Origin of the sequence: Luteimonas sp. TWI662 (assembly GCF_039673825.1) — a bacterium.
Lineage (GTDB): Bacteria > Pseudomonadota > Gammaproteobacteria > Xanthomonadales > Xanthomonadaceae > Luteimonas.
The window spans coordinates 38,088-60,660 of record NZ_JBDJMI010000009.1; the positions used below are offsets into that span (position 1 = coordinate 38,088).

General features: G+C 71.1%; 13 protein-coding genes. 6 read left to right on the forward strand and 7 right to left on the reverse strand.

Features of this window, described 5'->3' with window-relative positions:
- Positions 1 to 89: 89 nt before the first annotated feature.
- Positions 90 to 1,709: an alpha-glucosidase gene (locus ABE488_RS08280; protein WP_346447802.1), complete on the forward strand. Its 1,620-nt coding sequence runs from the start codon at positions 90 to 92 to the stop codon at positions 1,707 to 1,709.
- Positions 1,710 to 1,713: 4 nt separating this feature from the next.
- Positions 1,714 to 4,452, forward strand: a complete 2,739-nt coding sequence (locus ABE488_RS08285) for an alpha-1,6-glucosidase domain-containing protein (RefSeq protein WP_346443488.1) — start codon at positions 1,714 to 1,716, stop codon at positions 4,450 to 4,452.
- 24 nt (positions 4,453 to 4,476) lie between these two features.
- On the opposite strand, the gene ABE488_RS08290 is transcribed toward ABE488_RS08285, so the two are convergent.
- The 7 genes from ABE488_RS08290 to ABE488_RS08320 all read right to left on the reverse strand — a co-directional run bounded on the left by ABE488_RS08290 (position 4,477) and on the right by ABE488_RS08320 (position 15,275).
- Positions 4,477 to 5,247 carry a 2,3-dihydro-2,3-dihydroxybenzoate dehydrogenase gene (locus tag ABE488_RS08290; protein WP_346443487.1) on the reverse strand — a complete coding sequence of 257 codons (771 nt, stop codon included), beginning with the start codon at positions 5,245 to 5,247 and terminating at the stop codon, positions 4,477 to 4,479.
- Positions 5,248 to 5,337: 90 nt separating this feature from the next.
- A complete protein-coding gene (locus ABE488_RS08295; protein WP_346447804.1) occupies positions 5,338 to 9,519 on the reverse strand; it encodes an amino acid adenylation domain-containing protein in 4,182 nt (1,393 codons plus the stop codon).
- Positions 9,519 to 9,764: a phosphopantetheine-binding protein gene (locus ABE488_RS08300; RefSeq protein WP_346443484.1), complete on the reverse strand. Its 246-nt coding sequence runs from the start codon at positions 9,762 to 9,764 to the stop codon at positions 9,519 to 9,521. The genes ABE488_RS08295 and ABE488_RS08300 overlap by 1 nt, the downstream gene beginning before the upstream one ends.
- Complete coding sequence (locus ABE488_RS08305) at positions 9,761 to 10,396, reverse strand: isochorismatase family protein (protein WP_346443482.1); 636 nt, start codon at positions 10,394 to 10,396, stop codon at positions 9,761 to 9,763. Before ABE488_RS08305 ends, ABE488_RS08300 begins: the two co-directional genes overlap by 4 nt.
- 823 nt (positions 10,397 to 11,219) lie before the next feature.
- Positions 11,220 to 12,866: an AMP-binding protein gene (locus tag ABE488_RS08310; protein WP_346447806.1), complete on the reverse strand. Its 1,647-nt coding sequence runs from the start codon at positions 12,864 to 12,866 to the stop codon at positions 11,220 to 11,222.
- A gap of 16 nt (positions 12,867 to 12,882) precedes the next feature.
- Positions 12,883 to 14,067 (reverse strand): isochorismate synthase, encoded by a 1,185-nt coding sequence (locus ABE488_RS08315; protein ID WP_346443478.1) that lies wholly within the window; start codon positions 14,065 to 14,067, stop codon positions 12,883 to 12,885.
- Positions 14,064 to 15,275: an MFS transporter gene (locus tag ABE488_RS08320; RefSeq protein ID WP_346443476.1), complete on the reverse strand. Its 1,212-nt coding sequence runs from the start codon at positions 15,273 to 15,275 to the stop codon at positions 14,064 to 14,066. The genes ABE488_RS08315 and ABE488_RS08320 overlap by 4 nt, the downstream gene beginning before the upstream one ends.
- A 258-nt stretch (positions 15,276 to 15,533) precedes the next feature.
- Between ABE488_RS08320 and ABE488_RS08325 the strand changes: the two genes are divergently transcribed.
- From ABE488_RS08325 to ABE488_RS08340, 4 genes are all read left to right on the forward strand, one after another.
- Entirely contained in the window at positions 15,534 to 17,594 is a 2,061-nt protein-coding gene (locus ABE488_RS08325; protein ID WP_346443474.1) for a TonB-dependent receptor, read from the forward strand.
- A gap of 130 nt (positions 17,595 to 17,724) precedes the next feature.
- Complete coding sequence (locus ABE488_RS08330; protein WP_346447807.1) at positions 17,725 to 19,956, forward strand: FepA family TonB-dependent siderophore receptor; 2,232 nt, start codon at positions 17,725 to 17,727, stop codon at positions 19,954 to 19,956.
- Positions 19,957 to 19,975: 19 nt separating this feature from the next.
- Positions 19,976 to 21,013 carry an alpha/beta hydrolase-fold protein gene (locus ABE488_RS08335; RefSeq protein ID WP_346443470.1) on the forward strand — a complete coding sequence of 346 codons (1,038 nt, stop codon included), beginning with the start codon at positions 19,976 to 19,978 and terminating at the stop codon, positions 21,011 to 21,013.
- A 151-nt stretch (positions 21,014 to 21,164) separates the two neighbouring features.
- The gene (locus ABE488_RS08340) at positions 21,165 to 22,538 is read left to right on the forward strand and encodes a YncE family protein (protein WP_346447808.1); all 1,374 of its coding nucleotides are present in this window, start codon (positions 21,165 to 21,167) and stop codon (positions 22,536 to 22,538) included.
- Positions 22,539 to 22,573: the final 35 nt, after the last annotated feature.

Below are 22,573 nucleotides of genomic sequence, written 5' to 3' on the forward strand. Positions count from 1 at the left end.
GCGCAGGCTCGGGACGTGCGCTTTCGCAGGCGACACGGCATCGTCTACCGTCCCACCGCGCCACAGAAGGCGACAGAAGGCAGAGAGCGATGAGCGACAGCAGGTGGTGGCGGGGCGCGGTGATCTACCAGATCTATCCGCGCAGTTTCATGGACAGCGACGGCGACGGTGTGGGCGATCTGCCCGGCATCATCGACCGCCTGGAGCATGTCGCCAGCCTGGGCGTGGATGCGATCTGGATCTCGCCGTTCTTCCGTTCGCCGATGGCCGACTACGGTTACGACATCGCCGACCAGTGCGACGTCGATCCGATGTTCGGCACCCTGGTCGACTTCGATGCGTTGCTGACCAAGGCGCACGCGCTGGGCTTGAAGGTCATGATCGACCAGGTCTTCAGCCACACGTCCGATGCGCATGCCTGGTTCGAGGAGAGCCGGCAATCGCGCGACAACCCCAAGGCCGACTGGTACGTCTGGGCCGATGCCAAACCCGATGGCACGCCGCCCAACAACTGGCTGTCGATCTTCGGCGGCCCGGCCTGGCGTTGGGACCCGCGGCGCTGCCAGTACTACCTGCACAACTTCCTGTCGAGCCAGCCCGACCTGAACTTCCACAACCCCAAGGTGCAGCAGGCCACGCTGGACTATGTGACGTTCTGGCTCGACCGCGGGGTCGATGGCTTTCGCCTGGATTCGATCAACTTCTGCTTCCACGACGCGCAGCTGCGCGACAACCCCGCCAAGCCCGAAGCGCTGCGCGTGGGCCGTGGCTTCGCACCCGATAATCCGTACGCCTTCCAGTACCACTGGTACAACAACACCCAGCCGGAGAACATCGGCTTCCTCGAGCGGCTGCGTGCGCTGATGGACGAGTACGGGGATGTCGCTGCGCTGGGCGAGATCTCAGCCGAGGATTCGTTGGCGACCACCGCCGAGTACACCAGCCCCGGCCGCCTGCACATGGGCTACAGCTTCGAGCTGCTGGTCGACGATTTCAGCGCCGGCTACATCCGTGGCACGGTCGAACGCCTGGAAGCGGCGATGACCGACGGCTGGCCGTGCTGGGCGATCTCCAACCACGACGTGCAGCGCGCGGTCACGCGCTGGGGCGGTGCCCAGCCCAGCGACGATTTCGCCCGGCAGCTGGTCGGCCTGGTCTGCGCGCTGCGCGGTTCGGTCTGTCTGTACCAGGGCGAGGAACTGGGGCTGCCGGAGGCCGAGGTGCCGTTCGAGCAACTGCGCGACCCCTACGGCATCGCGTTCTGGCCGAACTTCAAGGGCCGCGACGGCTGCCGCACGCCGATGCCGTGGACCGCCGACGCCGGTGCCGGCTTCACCACCGGACAGCCGTGGTTGCCGATCCCCGATGCGCATCGCGCGCGCAGCGTCGAGGCGCAGTCGCGCGACGACGGCTCGGTGCTCGCCACCGTGCGCCGCTTCCTGCACTGGCGCCGCGGCCAGCCGGCGCTGGTCGCCGGCGCCCAGCACTTCGTCGATGCGCCGGAGCCGATGCTGGCCTTCGTGCGCGGCGACGGCGACGACCGGATGCTGGCGGTGTTCAACCTGTCGGGCGCTACGGTCGAGTGGACGCTACCCGCCGAGCTCGCACACCTGCGTGTGCTCGACGGCCATGGCCTGCCGGCCGGTGCAGTCGATGCCGGCCACCTGCGCCTGCCGCCGCACGCGGCCCTGTTCGCTGCGGTGGACTGAGGCCGTGCGCCCATCGCGCATCGCGCGGTACGGCATGCTCGCCGCCGGTCTGCTGGCCTGCGGCGGCGCCCTCGCCGCCCCGGCCGGACTGGCCGACTGCGACACGCCGGACTTCGCGCGCACGCTGCACCCCGTCCAGGCCCGCGCGCTGCCCGATCACGCCCGCGCCCACTGGCTCGATCGCCATCTGCTGCGCTGGCCCGGCACCGTCGCCGCATCGGGGACCCGCTTCCGGCTGTATCACGCCGCCGGCGCCACGCTGGCCGCACTGACGGGCGCGACCGTGCGGGGCCACGATGGCGCGCTCGAACTCGCGGTCCGCACCGCTCCGGTGCCTGCGGCGTTGATCGACCGCTTCGCGTTCGTCGGCGAGGGCGTCACGTTGGAGACCGATGCGGACGCCGCCGCGCTGTCGACGCTGCATCGCGGCCAGCTCCTGCTGGTGCACGAAGACGTGCACGGCCGCGTCCTCGACGCGACCGCACTCCAGCATGCCGGCGCCCTCGACGACCTCTACGCCGCCGCGACCACGCTGCCGGACCTCGGCGTGCACCCCGGCCCCACGGGAACCGCGTTCCGGCTGTGGGCGCCCACGGCGCAGTCGGTCGCACTGTGCCTCTACGACGATGCCGACGCGCCGGCCGCCGCGGTCCGCACGCTCGAGCGCGATGCCGCGACCGGCAGTTGGTCGACAGTGGCCCCGGGCGATCTGTCGGGCCGGTCCTACCTGTGGCTGGTCGACGTGTTCGTGCCAGGCACCGGCATCGTCCGCAACCGCGTCACCGATCCCTACTCGGTCGCGCTCACGGCCGACTCGCGGCGCAGCGTCGTGTTCGACCTGGACGCGCCCGCGCTCAAGCCCGAAGGCTGGGACACGCATGCCGCGCCCGCGCTGCGCGCCGCGACCGACCAGGTGGTCTACGAGCTGCACGTGCGCGACTTCTCGCGCGACGACGGCAGCGTGCCGGCCGCCCAGCGCGGGCGCTACGCCGCGTTCGCGCAGCCCGATTCGCACGGCGTGCGCCACCTGCGCCGGCTGCGCGCAGCCGGCGTGACCGATGTGCATCTGCTGCCGGTCTTCGACCTGGCCACGGTGCCGGAGGTCGGCTGCCGCTCGCCCGACGTGCCCAACGCTGCGCCCGACAGCGAGGCGCAACAGGCCGCGGTGATGGCGTTCGCGGCGCACGACTGCTTCAACTGGGGCTACGACCCGCTGCACTTCAACGCGCCCGAAGGCAGCTTGGCCAGCGACGCGGCGGACCCGGCCACGCGTATCGTCGAGTTCCGGCAGATGGTCCAGGCGCTGCATGCGCTGGGCCTGCGCGTGGGCATGGACGTGGTCTACAACCACACCAGCGCCTGGGGCCAGGACCGGCACTCGGTGCTCGACCGCATCGTGCCCGGCTACTACCACCGCTACGATGCCGACGGCCGCGTCGCACACTCGACCTGCTGCGCCAACACCGCGACCGAGCACGCGATGATGGCCAAGCTCATGATCGATTCGGCCGAACTGTGGGTGCGCCACTACCGCATCGATTCGTTCCGCTTCGACCTGATGGGCCACCAGCCGCGTGCGGCGATGCTCGCGCTGCAGGCGCGCGTGGACGCCGCGGCCGGACGCCCGGTGCCGTTGCTGGGCGAAGGCTGGAACTTCGGCGAAGTCGCCGACGGCGCGCGCTTCGTGCAGGCCTCGCAGCAGTCGCTGGGCGGCACCGGCATCGGCAGTTTCAGCGACCGGGCGCGCGACGCGGTACGCGGCGGCGGGCCCTCGGACAGCGGCGCGGCCTTGCACGCCCACCGTGGCTGGATCCACGGTCACGCCGACGCTGCGCTGCTGCGGCGCCAGGCCGAGCTGGTCCGCGTCGGTCTGGCCGGTACGCTGCGCGACTACCGCCTGCCCGACGGCCGCACGCTCGCGCAGGTCGACTATGCCGGCCAGCCGGCCGGCTTTGCGACCCAGCCCACCGAGGTCGTGAACTACGTCGAGAACCACGACAACCAGACGCTGTTCGACATCAACGTGTTCCGCCTGCCGGCCGATGCCGACATCGAGGCACGCGTCAACGCGCAGGTGCTGGCCATCGCCACCACCGCGTTCAGCCAGGGCATCGCCTACCTGCACGCCGGCGTCGAGCTGCTGCGTTCCAAGTCGCTGGACCGCAACAGCTTCGACTCGGGCGACTGGTTCAACCGCATCGACTGGACCGGTGCCGTCCACGGCTTCGGCGCCGGCCTGCCGCCGGCCCCCGACAACCGCGCCAACTGGCCGCTGATGCGCCCGCTGCTGGCCGATGCGATGCGCATCCGCCCCAGCCAGGGCGATGTGCTGCGCACGCGCGACATGAGCCTGGACCTGCTGCGCATCCGCGCCAGTACACCGCTGTTCCGGCTGCCCGACGCCGCACAGGTCCAGGCCCGCCTGCGCTTCCCCGGCGCCGATGCCGACCCGACGCTCGTCGCCGGGCATCTGGATGGCCACGGCCTGGACGACGCCGGCTTTGCCGACGTGCTCTACGCGATCAACGTCGCCGATGAGGCACGCACCCTCGAGGCGCCCGAACTCGCCGGCCGTGCGTGGATGCTGCACCCGGTGCACCGCGCACCCGAGGCCGCCGACCCGCGCCCGCGCGAGCGGGCCAGGATCGATGCCGCGCGCGGCCGCTTCACCGTGCCGCCGCGCACAGCGCTCGTCTTCGTCGTGCCCGCCGACGCAGCCCGACCGCCCACCAGCGGGCAGTGACACCACGCCGCCGGCGCGATCGGCTCAGGCGCGCAGCGTCGCGCCGCCGTCGACGTACAGGTCCTGCATCGCGATGTGGCCGGCCTGCTCGGACAGCAGGAACATCGCGGCATGCGCGATGTCGACCGGCTCGGCGAGCTTGCCGAGCGGGATGCCGCTCTTGAACGTCTCCAGGCTGCCGGCGATGACCTTGGCCTCGCCGTGGGCGTCGGCCCACATGCCGGTCTGCATCGGCGTGCGCGTGGAACCCGGCGCCACAAGGTTGCAGCGGATGCCCAGCGGCGCGAGCTCCAGCCCCAGACAGCGCACGAACATCGTCGCCGCGGCCTTCGACGCGGCGTAGGCCGCCATCGCATGGCGCGGAATGCCCGCGGCATTGGACCCGACGACGACCAGCGCGCCGCGGCGGCGTGGCGCCATGACCCGGGCGAGCGCGCGGCCGACATGAAACACGCCGTCGGCATTGACCGCGAACGTGCGCCGCCACTCCGCATCGCTGGTTTCGAGCACCGGGGTCGTCGACAGCACGCCGGCGACATGCGCGGCGAGGTCGATCGGCCCGACCTCGGCCTCCACCTGCGCGACCAGCGCATCGACTGCAGCCGCGTCGGTCACGTCCAGCGCGAACGCATGCATCGGCGCGACGCCGGGCGCCTCGGTGCGTTCGGGCGCGCGCACGTCGGTCGCGATCACCGTCGCGCCGCTGGCGCGCAGCAGCGCCACGACCGCCTTGCCGATGCCACCAGCCGCGCCGGTCACCAGCGCGATCCGGCCTTCGAATCCTGTGAGTTGCATGGGATGTCTCCGCAATCAGTGTTCGTGGACGCGCGCGTGCGATGTCCTTGTCCTGGCCTTTCGATCGCGCCAGGACATCGCACGCCGCGCTCAGGGGCGTGGGTCGAATGCCGCCAGCCGCGCGTCGAGCAGCGGTGCGATCGCCGCCGTCGCATCGCGCCCGGTCAGTTCGCCGTGCCGGAACGGCAACTCGACCGCCTCGACCCGCGCCGCGTGCGCCTGCCACAGCGCCGACTGCAACTGCGGCCGGTCGACATGGTCCAGGCCGGCGCGCACGTGCAGCAGTGTGCCGTCATAGCGTGTGTGGTGGTGCAGGCGCACGAGCCGGTTGGTGTCGACGACCGCACGCACCACGCCGTCGAGCACATCGCCCGGCAGGTTGCCGAGTGCGCTGTCGCCGCGGCGCAGGAACTCGACGATCGCCTCGCGGCTGCGCAGGTCGGGATGGCGGTCCGGGTCGTAGCCGGCGATCGCCAGCAACGCACGCAGCGCATCGACCGCGTCGGGCTCGGGCTCGGCGCGCCAGCACTCGCTGGGATAGGCGTCGAGCAATGCGAGCAGACCGACCTTGCGACCAAGCGCCTGCAGCCGCACCGCCATCGCCTGGGCGAGGATGCCGCCGACTGACCAGCCAAGCAGGTGCAGCGGACCGTCCGGCTGCAGCGCGGCCACGCGGTGGGCATAGTCGTCGGCCAGCGCGTTGATGCTGCCCGGCAGCGGCTGCGCCAGGTCCAGCGCCGGCGACTGCAGGCCGTGGACGTCGCGCCGCGGGCGCAGCGCGCGCGCCAGCTCCCGGTAGCACCACGCGATGCCACCGGCCGGATGCACGACGAACAAGGGCGCGTGCGCGGGCGCCCCGTCGCCACGTGCCAGCGCGATCGTCGGGCCGAGGCCGTGGTCGGGCGTGGCGGCGTCGGCATCGAGCAGCGCGGCGATGCCGGCCACTGTCGGCGTCGCGAACAGCGCGCCCAGGCCCGGATCGCGACCGAACTGGTGCTGGATCGCCAGCAGCAGGTGCACGGCCGACAACGAATCGCCGCCCAGCGCGAAGAAGTCGCCATCGCCGCCGACACGCGCGACGCCCAGCGCCTGCGCGAACAACCCGGCGACTGCGACCTCGGTCGGCGTGCGCGGCGCCACGAACGCCCCGGTGTCGAACGCCGGGGCCGGTAGCGCATCGCGGTCGAGCTTGCCGTTGGCGGTGACCGGCCAGGTGTCCAGCGCGACGAAAGCGGCCGGCACCATGTAGTCGGGCACCTGCGCGGCGACAGCCGTGCGTAGCGCCTGCGCATCGAACGCTCCGGCGTCGACCGGCTGCAGGTAGCCCACCAGGCGTCGATCGCCGGCGCGGTCTTCGCGCACGATCACCGCCGTCTGCGCCGCCTGCCCGCTGGCGACGATCGCCGCCTCGATCTCGCCCAGTTCGATGCGCAGCCCGCGCAGCTTGACCTGGTGGTCGCTGCGGCCGAGGAACTCGATGGCGCCATCGTCGCGCCAGCGCGCGAGATCGCCGGTGCGGTACAGGCGCCCGCCGGGCCGATGCGGATCGGCGATGAACCGCTCGGCGGTCAGATCGTCGCGGCCGAGATAGCCGCGCGCGAGCTGCACGCCGCCCAGGTACAGGTCGCCGACCACACCGGGCGGCAGCGGACGCATGCGCGCGTCGAGCACGTCCAATTGCGTGTTCCAGACCGGAAAGCCGATCGGCACCGGGCGCGACGTGTCGTCGGGCGAGGCCGGCCAGAAACTCACGTCGACCGCGGCCTCGGTCGGCCCGTAGAGGTTGTGCAGTTCAGCGCGTACGCAGCGGTGGAAGCGATCGCGCAGCTCGGCATCCAGCGCTTCGCCGCTGCAGAACACCCGGCGCACGGCCAAGCCATCGGCCTCGGGCGCCGCCAGGAATGCGGCCAGCATCGACGGCACGAAATGCAGCGTGGTGATGCCGCGCTCGCGGATGAGCCGGGCCAGCGCGACCGGATCGCGATGCGCGTCCGGCGGCGCGACATCGAGCACCGCGCCCGCGATCAACGGCAGGAAGAACTCCCAGACCGAGACATCGAAGGTCGCCGGCGTCTTCTGCAGGATGCGATCGGACGCGTCGATACGATAGTGCGTGCGCATCCACTCCAGGCGGTTGACGATCGCGCGATGCTCGACGACCACGCCCTTCGGCTCGCCGGTCGAGCCCGAGGTGTAGATCACGTAGGCCGCATCGCCGGGCTGTGCAGGCGACACGAATGGCGCGTCGGCCGCCCCACCTCCCCCGCCTGCGGGGGAGGGCTCGATCGCCACGGTCGGCGCCAGCATCCGGGAAGCCCCACCTCCCCCGCCTGCGGGGGAGGTCGGCGCCGAAGGCGACGAGTGGGGGCCGGACGCGCCGAGGCGGGGGGCCCCACCCCCCCCCCCCCCCCCCGCGGGGGAGGGCTCGATCGCCGCGTTCGTTGCGAACATCCGGGAAGCCCCACCTCCCCCGCCTGCGGGGAAGGGTTCGGTTCCCGTCTCGGTCACCCGGAGGACAGGCCAGTCGTCCGGTGCAAACAGCGACACGTCGCCGGGCCACCGGGGCGCCGTGTCGCGCGCAGCCAGGACGCAGAGCGGCTGCGCCGAGCGCAGGATGCGGGCGAGCCGGTCGTTCGGATGCGCGAGGTCGAGCGGCAGGTAGGCGCCGCCGGCGCGCAGCACCGCGACCAGGGCGATCACGAGGTCCAGCGAACGCGGCAGCGCGACGGCGACGACGCCGTCCCGTGCGAGCCCGCGCGCCCGCAGTGCCCGCGCCAGGGCGCGGGTCCGGCGATCGAGCTCGGCGTAGGTCAGCGTCGTGTCGCCGAAGACCAGCGCCGGTGCGTCCGGCGTTGCCGCCATCGCCGCCTCGAGCAATGCGGCCAGCGTCGTGTCGGGCAACGGGTGCGCGGTCGCGTTGAAATCCACCAGTGCGCGTCGCGCCTCGTCCGGCGTCGCCAACGGGATATCGTCGATGCCCTCGGCCGTGCAGGCCGCGGCGAGAAACGCCTGCAGCCGCTGCGCGTGCGCGGCGATCTCGTCGGCGCGATACAGGTCCGGATTGGCCTCGAACTCCAGCTCGAGCGCGCTCGCCCCATCGCCGCGGAAGCCGATCGTCACATCGTCGATCGGCCCGGTCCCCAGGATCTCCAGTCGCACCTGCGCGCCATGCAGCCGCGGCGGGCGGTAGAACGGCTGGACGTTGACCAGCGGACCGTGCAGCCGGCGCTGGCCGCCGATCAGGCCGAGGTCGCGGCGCAACTGCTCGCCGCGGTAGCGGCCGTGGCGTCGCCCGCGCACCAGCGCACGCGCAGTCGCCTGCACGAACTCGGCCAGCGAGGCGCCGGGCATCGCCGGCACGCGCAACGGCAGCACGTTCATGACCATCGCCGGCACCCGCGCGCTCGCGCTGCCCAGCCGGCCCATGTACGGCACCCCGATCACCGCCTCGGCCTGCCCGGCCATGCGTCGGCAATACTCGGCCGCCAGCGCGGTCAGCACGTCCGGCCAGGGCTGCTCGAGCCGCTGCGCGAGCGCAAGCAGGCCGGCGCGCAGGTCGGCGTCGAGCCCGACGCTCAGACGATGGCAGCCGTGCGCGGCCGGCGCGAACCCCGCGCCGAGGCCGGAGACCGCCGACATGCCAGCGAGCGTCTGGCGCCAGTAGGCCGCGTCCTGGCCGCACTTGTCCGAAGCGGCATAGGCCGCGTCCTCGGCGATCGCGCCCGCGAACGGCGCGAACGGCGCGCCCGCGTCATCTCCGCCGCACGCGGCGCCGTACAGCGCCAGCGCACGCTCAGTCAGCAACGCCATGCCGTAGCCGTCGATCGCCAGATGGTGCACGCGCAGATACCAGACGAAACGCGCGTCGCCGAGCACGTACAGCCGCTGCAGCGCCAGCCGGTCGCGCGTCGGGTCGACCGGCGTATCGCGGTCGCGCACCATCGCCGCCCGCGCAGCGCGGTCGGGCGCATCCAGGTGCGACAGATCGACGACCTCCAATGGCGGCAGATGCGCGGGATCGACGCCCATCCGCGGACCGTCGGCGGTATCGCGCATGCGCAGCGACAGCGCCGGCGCCTCGGCCGCCGCCTGCTCGGCCGCGCGCACGAATGCGGCCACGTCCAGCGCCCCGTCGATCCACAGCGCATGCGCAGTGTTGAACGCCGGGTTGTCCGGCGCCAGCCGCTGCGCGTACCACAGGCCCGACTGCGCCTGGGTCAGCGGCCAATCGCCGGACACCGACACCACGGACGCCTCCACCGCCTCGGCCATCAGACGGTCTTCTGCTGCAGGCCCTGCACCACGCGCCACCAACCGGCCAGTGTGGTGTGCTCGGCCAGGTGCGAGAACTCCAGCGGCAGGCCGGACTCGCCCCACTTCATCACCAACCCGAGCACGCGCATCGAGTCCAGGCCCAGGTCCATCAGATTGTCGTCATCGCCGATGTCCTCCGGCGCCTCGCCCAACTGCCGGGCGATGTCGGCGCGCATGCGCGCCAGGGTCAGCGGATCGCTCATGGCAACAGCTCCAGAATCCGGTCGGTGGTCAGCGGAACGCCGCAGGTGCGCGCGATCCAGTGCAGCGCCCTATCGTGGTCGGCGCGGGTGAAATCAGCGACGGCATCGGCGGCGACGAACGTCTGGATGTCGCGCTGGAACGCCTCGGTCGCCGTCGAAAGCACACCGATGTGGGCGTAGACGCCCGCGATCAACACCTGGTCGCGACCGCGCGCCCGCATCAGCGTCTCGAGATTGCTGCGCTGGAACGCGCTGTAGCGATGCTTGACCAACACATGGTCGCCCTCGACCGGCGCGAGCGCGTCGACGATCGCCTCGTGCTCGGGCGTCGCACGCATGCCCGGCCCCCACAGATCAGCCTGCAGCCCGCGATCGCGCCGGTCCTGATTGCCGCGCTGGGCGGTGTAGAACACCGGAATGCCCCGGCTGCGCGCATGCGCCAGCAACCGCGCCAGGTTGGCGATCGCCGGCGCGATCGGCGCCGCCTGCGCTTCGTAGGCCGCCAGGAAGTAACGCTGCATGTCATGCACGAGCAACGCAAGACGCTCCGTCTCGGGCTGCCATGGCCCACGCGCGTCCGGCAGCTCGGCCGCCGTCGGCAACGCGTACGCAGGAATCGTCGGAAGGCCCATGTCTACTCGCTCAATCCTTCTGCAGTCGTCAGTGCACGCCCGACATTCGCCTCGAAAGACAGTGTCACGCAGGCCAAGGACCTGCTTGCCGGTTCGGTCAGGCCACTTCCGGCTTCACAGGTATCAGCACGTACCGAAGGCACCATCGACACGTCGCCGGCAGCGGACTGATGGCCGGTGGCCGCGCCAAGCGCGCCATGGATGGTGCGCGCCCGAGTCAGGGCAGGATGCCCTGACCGAGGGACAAGCGGCTGCCGGCCAGCAGGCCGATGCCCAACCAACGCGGCAACCGCGAACGGATGACCGATGGTGCGCACCCAAGTCAGGACACGACGCCCTGACCGAGGGGAAAGCGGCTGCCGGCCAGCAAGCCGATGCCCAACCAACGCGGCAACCGCGAACGGATGACCGATGGTGCGCACCCAAGTCAGGACACGACGCCCTGACCGAGGGGAAAGCGGCTGCCGGCCAGCAGGCCGAGGCCCATCCAATGCAGCAGCGCAAGACAGTGCCGCGCTCACCGGAGGCACGATCGAAACGTCGCCAGCAGTGGACTGATGGCCGGTGGCCGCGCCGAGCGCGCCATGGGTGAGCCCGCTCTGCCTGCGCGGCGCATGCCGCGCGAGCGGGCGAACGCCCGGCGTGCTGCGCCGGGCCGGACCGATCCGCGAAGCGGAGCGGGTGTGCGCCCAAGTCATGGCACGGTGCCCTGACCGAGGGACAAGCGGCTGCCGGCCAGCAGGCCGATGCCCAACCAACGCGGCAACAACGAACGGATGACGGGCGGCCACGCCAAGCACACCATCGGTGATACGCGCCCTGATCACGCACCCTGCTCCGCAAGAAACCGCGCGCGCAACTGCGCACGCAACTCACGGCGGCTCACCTTGCCCACCGCCGTCGTGCCGAACGCATCCACGAACACGATCTGATCGGGCACCTTGAACCCCGCCAAGCCCCGCCCACGCACCCAAGCCTTCAACTCGGCAGGCCGCGGCCGCGCCTCCCCCGGAATCACGAACGCACAGCTGCGCTCACCGAGGAAATCGTCCGGGATGGACACCACCGCCGCATCGAACACCTGCGGATGCGCAAGCAGATGATCCTCGATCTCCTCGGCCGAAATCTTCTCGCCCGCCCGATTGATGTGATCGGTCGCCCGCCCCTGCACCACCAGATTGCCCTCGACCGTGCGCAGGACCATGTCGCCCGTGCGGTACCACCCATCGTCGGTGAACGAGCGCGCATTCGCCGCCGGATCATTGTGATAGGCGCGGATCGTATACGGACCGCGCGTGAGCAGATGCCCCGTACTGCCCTGAGGCACCGGCGCGCCGTGATCGTCGACGATCAACACCTCGTCGTCGGGACTGATCGGCCGCCCCTGCGTGTGGATCACGACCTCGTGTGGATCGTCGAGCCGGGTGTAGTTGACCAGGCCCTCGGCCATGCCGAACACCTGCTGCAGCGTGCAGCCCAACCCCGCGATCACCCGCCGCGCCGCTTCGGGCACCAGCTTGGCACCGCCGACCTGCACCACGTGCAGGCTCGAAAGATCGTGCGCCGTCTTGCCGGCCGCATCGGCCCACAGCAGCGCCAACGGCGGCACCAGACCGACGCAGGTCACGCGCTCGCGCGCGATCAACGGGAAGGCCACATCCGGCCCCGGCCCCGGACTCAACACCACGCGTGCGCCTGCGTACAGCGCGCCGAAGAAGCCCGGCGAGCTCATCGGGAAATTGTGCGCTGCTGGCAGCGCGACCAGGTACACGCTGCCACGATCGATCCCGCAAATGGCGTTGCTGGCGCGGAAGCTGTAGATGTAGTCGTCTTGCGTGCGCGGGATCAGCTTCGACAGCCCGGTGCTGCCGCCGGAGATCTGCAGGAACGCGACCGACTGCGGATCGGGATCGCCCGGCAACGCGGTGCGATCACCATCGAGCGCGGCGACCGACGCGAACTCCGCGCCATCGCCGACCACGCACACGTGACGTACCGCCGGCACCTCGCGCTGCAGGTCGCGGGCCAGCGTGCGGTAATCGAACTGCTCGTACGTCTCCGCAGCGATGTAGCCGCTGGCCTCGGCCTTGCGCGCGAAATGCGCGACCTCGGTCAACCGGTGCGCCGGCAACGCATACACCGGCACCAGCTGCGCGCGGAACAGCGCGCAGACCACCGCAATGAACTCGGGCACGTTGCCCAACTGCACGACCACCCGATCGCCCGGTGTCAGGCCTTGCGCCAGCAAGCCGGCGGCGATGCGCTCGGCCTCGGCCCACAGCTGCGCGTAGGTCCAGCGCACCGCACCGCCGACTACAGCGATCGCATCGGGATGCGCCGCGACGCGCGCGCGCAGGAAGCCGGGAAAGGTCTCGCCGCGCCAGTAACCGGCCGCGCGGTAGTGCGCAACCCGCTCATCGGGCCAGACCTGGCGCAGCGGCAGGCGCTGCGGGACGGAAGTGTCGCTCATGGCATCCTCGATCGAATCAGGCAGCGCGCACGTCGTCGATGTCCAGCGCATCGAGCAGCGCGCGGAACTTGGCCGCGGTCTCGTCGACCTCGAGCGCCGGCTGCGAGCCGGCCACGATACCCGCACCGGCGAACAGGCGCATCGTGCGGCCCTGCACGCGCGCGCAGCGGATCGACACGTACCAGTCGCCGTCGCCCTGCGCATCGGTCCAGCCCACCGCGCCCGCATAGAAACCGCGACCCACTGGCTCAAGTGCACGGATCGCCGCCAGTGCGCTCTCGCGCGGCGTGCCGCAGACCGCCGGCGTGGGATGCAAAAGACCCGCGAGCGCGGCCGAGGACAGCGACGGGTCCTTCAAGGTGCCAACGATGCGTGTGCCCAGGTGCCACATCGTCGCGGTCGCATGCAGCGCCGGCCTTGGCGGCGCCTGCAGCCGGCTGCACAGCGGCGCGAGCGCATCGACGATCGCCTCGACGACATGGCGATGCTCGTCGTGGTCCTTGGCCGAATCCAGCAGCGCCTGCGCGGCGCGCGTGTCCTGCGCCGGGTCGCGCACGCGGCGCGCCGAGCCGGCCAACGGATGCGAGACCACCTCCAGGCCGCGCCGCGACACCAGCAGTTCGGGCGTGGCCCCGACCAGCCAGGCCGGCGCCTCGCCCACCGCCACCGGCAGTGGCGCGACATACGCGGTCACGCTGGCATCGGTGCCCAGGCGCGCCGCCAGGGCCAGGGGATCGATCTTTGATGCGGCATCGATGCGCAGGCTGCGTGCGAGCACGACCTTGCGCAGCGGCGCAGCGGCGTCCTCATCGTGCAAGCGGTCGAGACAGCGCGCGACCGCTGTCGCGTAGGCCTCGGCGGCCGGCTCGGCCACATGGCCGCACAGCAGTGGCGGCCAGGCCACAGCCGCCACCGCATCATCGGACGTCGACAGGCGTGCAGGCTGGTACAGCGCATCGTCGCCGTGCGGGTCGAACGGCAACGCCCCGACCAGCAGCGCCGGCCCGGCACGATCGTCGGCGAAGAACGCAGCCACCCGGGCGCCGAGCGTCGACGTCGGCCCCGCAGGCAGCGATGCCAGCCGGCCTTCGGCGGCCATTCGCCGCGCTGGGCCGAGCAGGCGAAACCAGGTCGATGCCGCAGTCTGATCGCCATCGCCGACGATCGCCTCGGGCCCGGCGGTGTATGCCGCCTCGGTCATCGCGCCGCCTCACGCGGGTGCAACGCCGCAGCCGCCGACAGCACCAGCAGCACGGCACCGATCAGCAGATAAGGCGCACTGGGCGAGACGCGGTAGAACAGCGTGCCCAGCAACGGGCCGACGACCATGCCCAGGCCTTGGACCGAGGCAATCGTGCCGGCGGCCGCGCCCTGCTCGTGCGCCTCGACCGAATCGGCCGCCAGCGCCTGGAACGACGGAAACACCATGCCCATGCCGAAGGCCGCCACGCTGTAGGCCAGCAGCAACTGCCATTGCACGGCCACCAGCGCCGATGAGGCGAAGCCCGCCGCCGAAATCAGCGCGCCGACCGTGATCCAGCGCGCCGGCGGCACCGCGCGCAGCCGCATCACCAGCGCCTGGGCACACATCAGCCCCAGGCCGACCGCAGTCAACGACAGCCCGGCCGCGCGCGCGCCGTCGGTCGGCGACAGGCCCAGCCGATCGATCGCGAAAAAGCCGACGACGACCTGCGCGATCGTCACCGAGACCATCGCCGCGAACACCGCGTAGACCGGCAGGCGCAGGCGGCGATCGGCGACCGACATCGCCGGACGCGGGCCGGACCGCGGCGTCGATGCGACCGGCGTCGCGGGCAGCCGCCACCACAGCACCAGCAGCGACAGCAGCGGCAACGCCGCCGCCAGGTACAGCGCCAGCGCGATGCTCCGGTAGGCGATCCAGCCGGCCGCCGCCGGGCCCAGCACCATGCCGACCGCGTTCGCGCTGCCCAGCCGCGCCATCACCGCACCGCGGCCGCCCGGCGGCACTGCGTCGGCGACCAGCGCCGCGGCGGTCGGCGGCACCGCGGCATAGAACAGTCCGACCAGCGCCCGCGTCGCCACCAGTGCGACCACCGACAACAACACTGCCGGCGGATGCCGCAGCGCCAGGTCGACGAAGACGGCCATCGCGATGTAGACCAGGGCATAGCCGACCAGGCCGGCGAGCAGGACGCGCCGGCGTCCGATACGGTCGCTCAGCGCGCCCCAGCGCCGCGCGGACAGCATCCACAGCACGCCGGCGGCGGTCACCGACAGACCGGCATGCCACTCCGCCAGCCCCAGCAGTCGCACCACCGGTCCGACGACGGCAACGAAGGCCATCATCGCCATCGTCCCGGCGAACGCGGTGAACACCAGCGCCGACAGGCCGGGCACGCGGGGGGACGACGCGGGGACAGCGGACATGCACAGATCTCGATCCGCCGGCGGGGCCGGCGACAGGGGACGGAGACGACGGATCCGTCGCCTCGCGCCGGCAGGCACCACCAGAAGCGGGCGACGCGACGCCCTTAAATGATACCAACTCTCATTTACGACCCATAGCCGCCACGGTTATTGAGAATCGTTCGCAAACAGGTATCATTCATATTCATGCCAGCGCGCGACGCCGCTGGCGCGCCGGCAAGACCCGCCTATTCAGTACTGACGCCCTTCGGAGTTCCGATGTCACACCGTCTCGCCCTCTCCCCGCTCGCGGCCGTGGTCGCGCTCGTCCTGGCGCAGCCCGCCGCCGCCCAGTCCCCCGCGACGGCTCCGGCGGCGACCGACTTCGACACCGTCGTGGTCACCGCGACCGGCGTGCAGCAGTGGATCCGGGACGCACCGGCGAGCATCAGCGTGATCACCCGTGAGGAGATCGAACGCAAGCCGGTCGGCAGCCTCGGGCAGTTGCTGAGCACGATCCCCGGCGTGACCGGCGGCTATGCCCTGTCGGGCGCGCAAGCCAAGATCCGGCTGCGCGGTCTGCCCGAGCAGTACACGCTGATCCTCATCGACGGCCGCCGCCAGGGCAATTCGTCCGGCGTCAACTACCGCGACAATCTGGGCGCACAGGATCTCGACTGGCTGTCGCCAGACATGATCGAACGCATCGAGGTGGTTCGCGGCCCGATGTCGTCGCTGTACGGCTCCGACGCCATGGGTGGCGTGATCAACATCATCACCCGCAAGATCGCGCCCACCTGGGGCGGCACCGCCACCTACAACTACAGCCGGCCCGATGCCTCCGACCGCGGCGACACGATCCAGCTTGGCGCCCGGTTCAGCGGCCCGCTGACCGAGCGCCTGGGCCTGCGGGTCGGCGCCAACCTGACCGATCGCGATTCCGACACCGGGACCGGCATCGGGCGGACCCCCGGCACGCGCGCCGAGACCGCCAATGCGCTGCTCCAGTGGCGCGTCAACGACGACCACGCCATCGGATTCGAGGCCTCGCGCGGCGTGCAGCGCAACGTGGGCGGCGAAGCGCTGAACGCCTTCGGCCTGTCGAAACTGGTGCACACCGGCTACGTGCTCAGCCATGACGGTCGCTACGGCGACGCCTCGACCTCCAAGGCGACCCTGGTCCAGAACGACTACGAAGACAAAGGCAGCGCGGTGGGCAACCACGCCAAGGAGACCGTGCTCGATGCCGTCTTCAATACCGGCTTCGACTGGGGCGTGCCGCATGCCCTCAACGTCGGCGGCCAATGGAAGCGGGAGGTCCTGCAGAACGTCAACACGATCGGCACCGTGCCGGTGACCTGGACCGGCAGCGGCCGGATCAGCCCGAAGAACGAGGCCGACGCCTGGGCGCTGTTCGTCGAAGACCACCTGTCGCTGCGCGAGAACCTCACGCTGACCCTGGGCCTGCGCTGGGACAACACCGAGAACTACGACGACAACCTGAGCCCGCGCGTCTATGCGGTCTGGCATCCGTCGCGCGACTGGACGGTGCGCGGCGGTGTATCGCGCGGCTTCCGCGCGCCCAACCTCAAGCAGGGCTCGGCCGGCGCGGCGACCCAGTCCGGCGGCAACGGCTGCCGCAGCCTCTCGCCCGAGGGCTGGACGACCGACACCTCCTCACCGACCTACCGCCCCAACGCCGACGGCACCCGCGGCTGCTACATGGCCGGCAATCCGAATCTCGAGCCGGAGACGAGCACCAACTACGAGATCGGCGCCGGCTTCGACCGCAATGGCTGGTCGCTGGCGGCGACCTACTTCCACACCGACTTCGAGGACAAGATCGAGCAGATGCCGCTCAGCGCCCTGCCCGGCTTCGACAGCAGCTATGTCAACGGGTTCTGGTGGACGGTCGCGCAGAACCTGCAAGAGGCGCGCACCCGCGGCGTCGAGGCCAGCATCGTGGTGCCGCTGCACGAGCGCCTGACCTGGTCCACCAATGCCACCCGGATGCTCGAGTCGAAGAACCGCACCACCGGCGCCAACCTGCTGGTGGTGCCCAAGCTCACTGCCAACACCTCGCTGGACTGGCGCATCGACGACGCCTGGGTGCTGTCGCTGAGCGCCCAGCATGTCGGCGAGCAATTGATCTCGGCCACCAGCCCGACCTTCGCCAAGGCTTACACCACCTGGGACCTGGTCGGTGGCTTCGACGTCAACGCCCATCTGACGCTGCGCGCAGGCGTGCGCAACGTCACCGACGTATCGACGCTGGAAGACGGCAGCAACTACGACGGCGGCGGCCGCACGTGGTTCGTCGGCGCCACCGCGCGCTTCTGAGCGGCCATCGCCGTGCGTGGGGCGGCCTGTCCGCCCCATGCACCGGACGTCACGATTGAGAATCAATCTCATAAACCCTAAAATAACGAGACCTTCACGCGCCTCGCCTGCGCCGTCTCCCGGATCCCCCATGCCCGCCCGCCCCCATCCGCCCGTCCGTCCTGCCCTGCTGGCCTGCGCCATCGCCGCGCTGCTGCCGCTCACGGCACTGTCGCAGACCCCGAGGGACGCGACGACGCTCGACACCGTGCGGGTCACCGCCGAGCAGATCGCCCGCCAGGCGCTGGGCGCTTCGGTCGTGCTCGCCGACGACATCGAGCGCCAGCCGCCGCGCAACGACATCGCCGAGTTCCTGCGCACGCTGCCGGGCGTCAACCTGACCGGCAATTCGACCAGTGGCCAGCGCGGCAACAACCGCCAGATCGACATCCGCGGCATGGGCCCGGAGAACACCCTGATCCTGGTCGACGGCATCCCGGTGTCGAGCCGCAACGCGGTGCGCTACGGCTGGCGCGGCGAGCGCGACTCGCGCGGCGACACCGGCTGGGTGCCGCCCGAGCAGATCGAGCGCATCGAAGTGCTGCGCGGTCCGGCGGCGGCACGCTACGGCAGCGGCGCGGCCGGCGGCGTGGTCAACATCGTCACCCGTGCGCCGGGCCCGCAGTTCGGCGGTTCGCTGAATGTCTACGGACTGGTGCCCACCCACGGCGTCGACGGCGGCAGCCAGCGCGCCGGCTTGCAGATGAGCGGGCCGCTGACCGACCGGCTGTCGTTCCGCCTGTCGGGCAGCGCCGGCAAGGCCGAATCCGACGACTTCGCCATCAACCGCGATCACGCCTCGGCACGCAGCGGCAGCAATGCCGGCACCTTTCCCGCCGGACGCGAAGGCGTGCGCAATCGCAACGCCTCGGCCAAACTGCTGTGGGACGTGTTGCCCGGCCACCGGATCGATGTGGGCGCCGGCTTCAGCCGCCAGGGCAACCTCTACGCCGGCGACACCCAGAACACCAACCGCAATCCCGAAGTGCTCAAGTGGATCGGCGCGGAGACCAATCGGCTCTACCGCCGGACCTTCGACGTCAGCCATCGCGGCGAGTACGGTCAGGCCACCCGCTCGCTGGCCTACGCCGCCGTCGAGAAGACCCGCAACACCCGCCTGCTCGAAGGCCTGGCTGGTGGCACCGAAGGCATCTTCATCGTCGACGGCGGCTTCGGCGACATCGACCTGCGCACGCTCACCCTGCATGGCGAGGTCAACCACACCGTGGCCGGCGACACCATCGATCACGTGCTGACGGTCGGCGCCGAATGGGTCGATAGCCGGCTCGAGGACGGTGCATCCGGGCTGAAGGACCGCAATCCGCAGCCGAACGTGCCGGTGCCGCCGACCCAGTGGAGCGGCCGCACCGATGCGCGCATCGCCTCGGTGTTCGTCGAGGACAACATCTACATCGGCGACGCGCTGACCGTGACCCCGACGCTGCGCTACGACCACCATGACCGGCTGGGCGGCAACCTCAGCCCGGCGGTCAGCGCCGCGCTCGAATTCCTGCCGTCCTGGACCCTGCGCGCCGGCATCGCCCGCGCCTACAAGGCGCCCAACCTCTATCAGAGCAATGCCGGCTATTCGCTCTACAGCGCGGGCATCGGCTGTTGGGGCGGTAGCGGCCCGTGCTTTCTGGTCGGCAACGACGCGCTCGACGCCGAGACCAGCGTCAACAAGGAGCTGGGCGTGCAGTTCGCCGACGGCCGCGTGCAGGCCGGCCTGACCTGGTTCCGCAACGACTACCGCGACAAGGTCGAGGCCGGCCACGTCGCGATCGATCGCGTCGGCAACGTCGACGTGTTCCGCTGGGACAACATTCCCAAGGCGGTGATCGAGGGCCTGGAGGGCAGCGTGGAGCTGCCGCTGGCCGACACGTTGCGCTGGAACACCAATGTGACCTGGATGCTCGAGTCGAAGAACCGCAGCACCGGCGATGCGCTGTCGACGATTCCCGAGTACACGATCAACACCGCGTTCGACTGGCGCGCCAGCGCGCGCCTGTCGCTGCTGGCCAAGGCGACGTTCTACGGCGAGCAGGTGCCGCAGCGTCTCGATTACCAGGGCCGGCCGGTCACCGGCAGCGCCGCCGACCGCATGCCGCCCTACGCGATCGTGGGCCTGAGCGGGCGCTACCGCATCACCGACCGGGTCAGCGTCACGCTGGGCGTCGACAACCTGCTCGACAAGCGCATCTTCCGCCGCGGCAACGCCTCGGGCGTCAACCTCGGCACGCCCAACGAGATCCACGGCGCGGGCGCCTACACCTACAACGAGCCTGGACGCGCCTGGTTCGTCAGCACCAACATCGGGTTCTGAGCCCTCGATGCGTACACCCATGCACACCCGTCGCCCCCCCGCTCACCGCCCGATCCGCCTGGCGACGCTGGCCGCAGCTGCCGGCCTGCTGCTGGCACTGCAGGCTGTGCCGTCGACCGCGGCCGCGCAGCAGCGCGATCCCACGCGCGCGATCGGCCAGACCGTCGCCGACCATGTCTCGCGGCACTACATCTTCGAACGCTTCGACATCACCAGCCGCGACGGCCAGCGCACGTGGCGCGTGCATGTCGCGGTGCCGAAGGCGCCGGCACCGGCGGCCGGCTATCCGGCACTGTGGATGCTCGATGGCAACGCTGCGCTGATCGAGTTCGACGATGCGCTGCTGGCCGAACTCGCCGCGCAGCCGGTCCCGCACGCACTGGTGTTCGTCGGCTATCCCAACGACCTGCGCATCGATTCGCAGTCGCGCACGCGCGACTACACCCCGTTCGAAGGCGAACGGCCGGTGCGCGGCGGCGGCACGATCGTCGGCGGCGGCGGTGCCGATGCGATGCTCGAGACCCTCGAGCGCACGATCCGGCCCGAGGTCGCGCGCCGGGTGCAGACCGATCCGGCGCGGCAGACGCTGTGGGGCCATTCGTTGGCCGGCCTGTTCGCGCTGCATACGCTGTACACGCGCACCGGCGCCTTCGACACCTATGCTGCCGGCAGCCCGTCGCTGTGGTGGGGCGACGGCGCGCTGCTCGGTGCGCCCGAACAGCGGTTCGTGGCCAACAACGCCGGGCGCCGGGCGCGCGTGCTGATCGGCCTGGGCGAAGGCGAGCGCACACGGCAGGTGGCGCACCGCGATCTGTCGGACCCGCGCGTGCAGGTCCACCTGCGCCGCATCGAAGCCGCACCGCCGGATTCGGCGCGCAACCTCGCCGACCGCCTGTCCGCCGTCGACGGCTTGCAGGTGACCTATCGCGAGTTCCCCGAACTGACCCACGGCCCGATGTTCCGGGCCTCGCTGATGTGGACGCTGCACGTCGTCACCGGCATCGCCGACCACAGCGACACCCCGAGCCACGCAGATGGCGTGGACCCCGGCCGATGATTCCGGCGTGGCCGTGCCCCCGCCCCGCCCGACCCGGACGCCGGCACTGCTGGCGTCCGCCATCGCCACGACGCCCGGCGTCCCAGCCATCGTGTTTTCCCTCCTCCGGCCCCGCATCCCGCCGGTCCTTTCAGTGCTCCAGGAGTCCGTCATGACAACCTCGCCTTCCCGCCGCCTGCGGCTGGCCGCCCTCGCCCTCGCCCTGTCGGCCGTGACCGGCCTCGCCGGCGCCCAGGTCTTCAGCCAGCCCGACGTCGATTTCAAGGGCACCGTCCGCGCCGCCGGCCCGGTCGTGCTGCCCGGCAGCGAAGTCGAGCTCACCGGCAGCGGCTTCAAGCCCGGCCAGCAGGTCACGCTGCAGCGCGGCGAGACCGTCCTCAACGCGCAGCCGTTCGTCGCCGACGCCCAGGGCGCCTTCAAGGGCCGGGTCGCGATCCCGGCCGATGCCGCCGTCGGCGTGCACCCGGTGCTCGTACGCACCAGCGGCCCGGACGCAGCCTCGATCCTCGAGCTGAAGGTCTCCCAGCAGTTGCCGGTGTCGGGCGAGGCGCGCTTCGACGTGCGCAGCGCCAAGCTCGCCCAGGGCCTGTACCAGGTCGCCTACAGCGCGAAGAACGACGCCCTGTTCGTGACCAGCGCAGTCGGCCGCCCGCCGGTCACGGTGTCGGCGCTGCAGAAGGTCGACCCGCAGTCGCTGCAGGTCGTGGCGAGCGCCACGCCCGGCGCGGCACCGGCAGGGGGCGTGTTCGCCGTGTATGGCGTGGGCGTCGACGATGCCAACGGCAACGTCTGGGTCACCAACACCCGCCAGGACACGGTCGCCGTCTACCGGCAGTCCGACCTGTCGCTGGTCAAGCAGTTCCCGGTCGGCGCCGTACCGCACGCGCGCGACGTCGTCGTCGACACCCAGCGTGGCCGCGTCTACGCCACGGCATCGGGCGAGAACTTCATCTCGGTGTTCGACGCCAAGCGCCTGACCCAGCTCGACAACATCGTCATCGAGTCCGGCGTGCGCGGCGAATCCTTCGCGCCGACCAGCCTCGATCTGGACATTGCGACCGGCAAGCTCTACACCGCGAGCATGTCCACGCCGGAAGCTGCGGTCATCGATACCGCCACCAACACCGTGGACAAGGTGGTCCCGCTGGTCAATGCCCGCAGCGCGATCGGCGTGGCCTGGAATCCGGTCGGCCAGCGCCTGCTGGTGGTGTCGCAGGGCAGCGACAATTTGCTCATCGTCGACCCCAAGACCGGCACGATCGACCATGACGTCTACGTCGGCGCCGGCGCGTTGAACGTGTCCTACGAACCGAGCCAGCGCCTGGCCTACGTCGTCAATCGCGGCGCCGACACGATCACTGTTGTCGACGACAACGGCCAGGTCGTGGCGAACTTCGACGGCGGCAGCTTCCCCAACCACGTCAGCAAGGGCGCAGACGGCGTCGTCTACTCGGTCAACAAGGCGCGCGGCGCCGAGGATCCGAAGGGCGACCACATCCGCCGGATCGCACCCAAGGCTCGCTGATCGCAGCGCGCCGTCGCCCACCGCCACGTCCGCGC

Bases quoted from the DNA above. Each gene is read 5' to 3' on its own strand.
- ABE488_RS08310 (WP_346447806.1), bottom strand. From the start codon at position 12,866: ATGAGCGACACTTCCGTCCCGCAGCGCCTGCCGCTGCGCCAGGTCTGG.
- ABE488_RS08295 (WP_346447804.1), bottom strand. From the start codon at position 9,519: ATGGCCGAGGCGGTGGAGGCGTCCGTGGTGTCGGTGTCCGGCGATTGG.
- ABE488_RS08325 (WP_346443474.1), top strand. From the start codon at position 15,534: ATGTCACACCGTCTCGCCCTCTCCCCGCTCGCGGCCGTGGTCGCGCTC.
- ABE488_RS08290 (WP_346443487.1), bottom strand. From the start codon at position 5,247: ATGCAACTCACAGGATTCGAAGGCCGGATCGCGCTGGTGACCGGCGCG.
- ABE488_RS08315 (WP_346443478.1), bottom strand. From the start codon at position 14,067: ATGACCGAGGCGGCATACACCGCCGGGCCCGAGGCGATCGTCGGCGAT.
- ABE488_RS08340 (WP_346447808.1), top strand. From the start codon at position 21,165: ATGACAACCTCGCCTTCCCGCCGCCTGCGGCTGGCCGCCCTCGCCCTC.
- ABE488_RS08330 (WP_346447807.1), top strand. From the start codon at position 17,725: ATGCCCGCCCGCCCCCATCCGCCCGTCCGTCCTGCCCTGCTGGCCTGC.
- ABE488_RS08320 (WP_346443476.1), bottom strand. From the start codon at position 15,275: ATGTCCGCTGTCCCCGCGTCGTCCCCCCGCGTGCCCGGCCTGTCGGCG.
- ABE488_RS08305 (WP_346443482.1), bottom strand. From the start codon at position 10,396: ATGGGCCTTCCGACGATTCCTGCGTACGCGTTGCCGACGGCGGCCGAG.
- ABE488_RS08280 (WP_346447802.1), top strand. From the start codon at position 90: ATGAGCGACAGCAGGTGGTGGCGGGGCGCGGTGATCTACCAGATCTAT.
- ABE488_RS08300 (WP_346443484.1), bottom strand. From the start codon at position 9,764: ATGAGCGATCCGCTGACCCTGGCGCGCATGCGCGCCGACATCGCCCGG.
- ABE488_RS08335 (WP_346443470.1), top strand. From the start codon at position 19,976: ATGCACACCCGTCGCCCCCCCGCTCACCGCCCGATCCGCCTGGCGACG.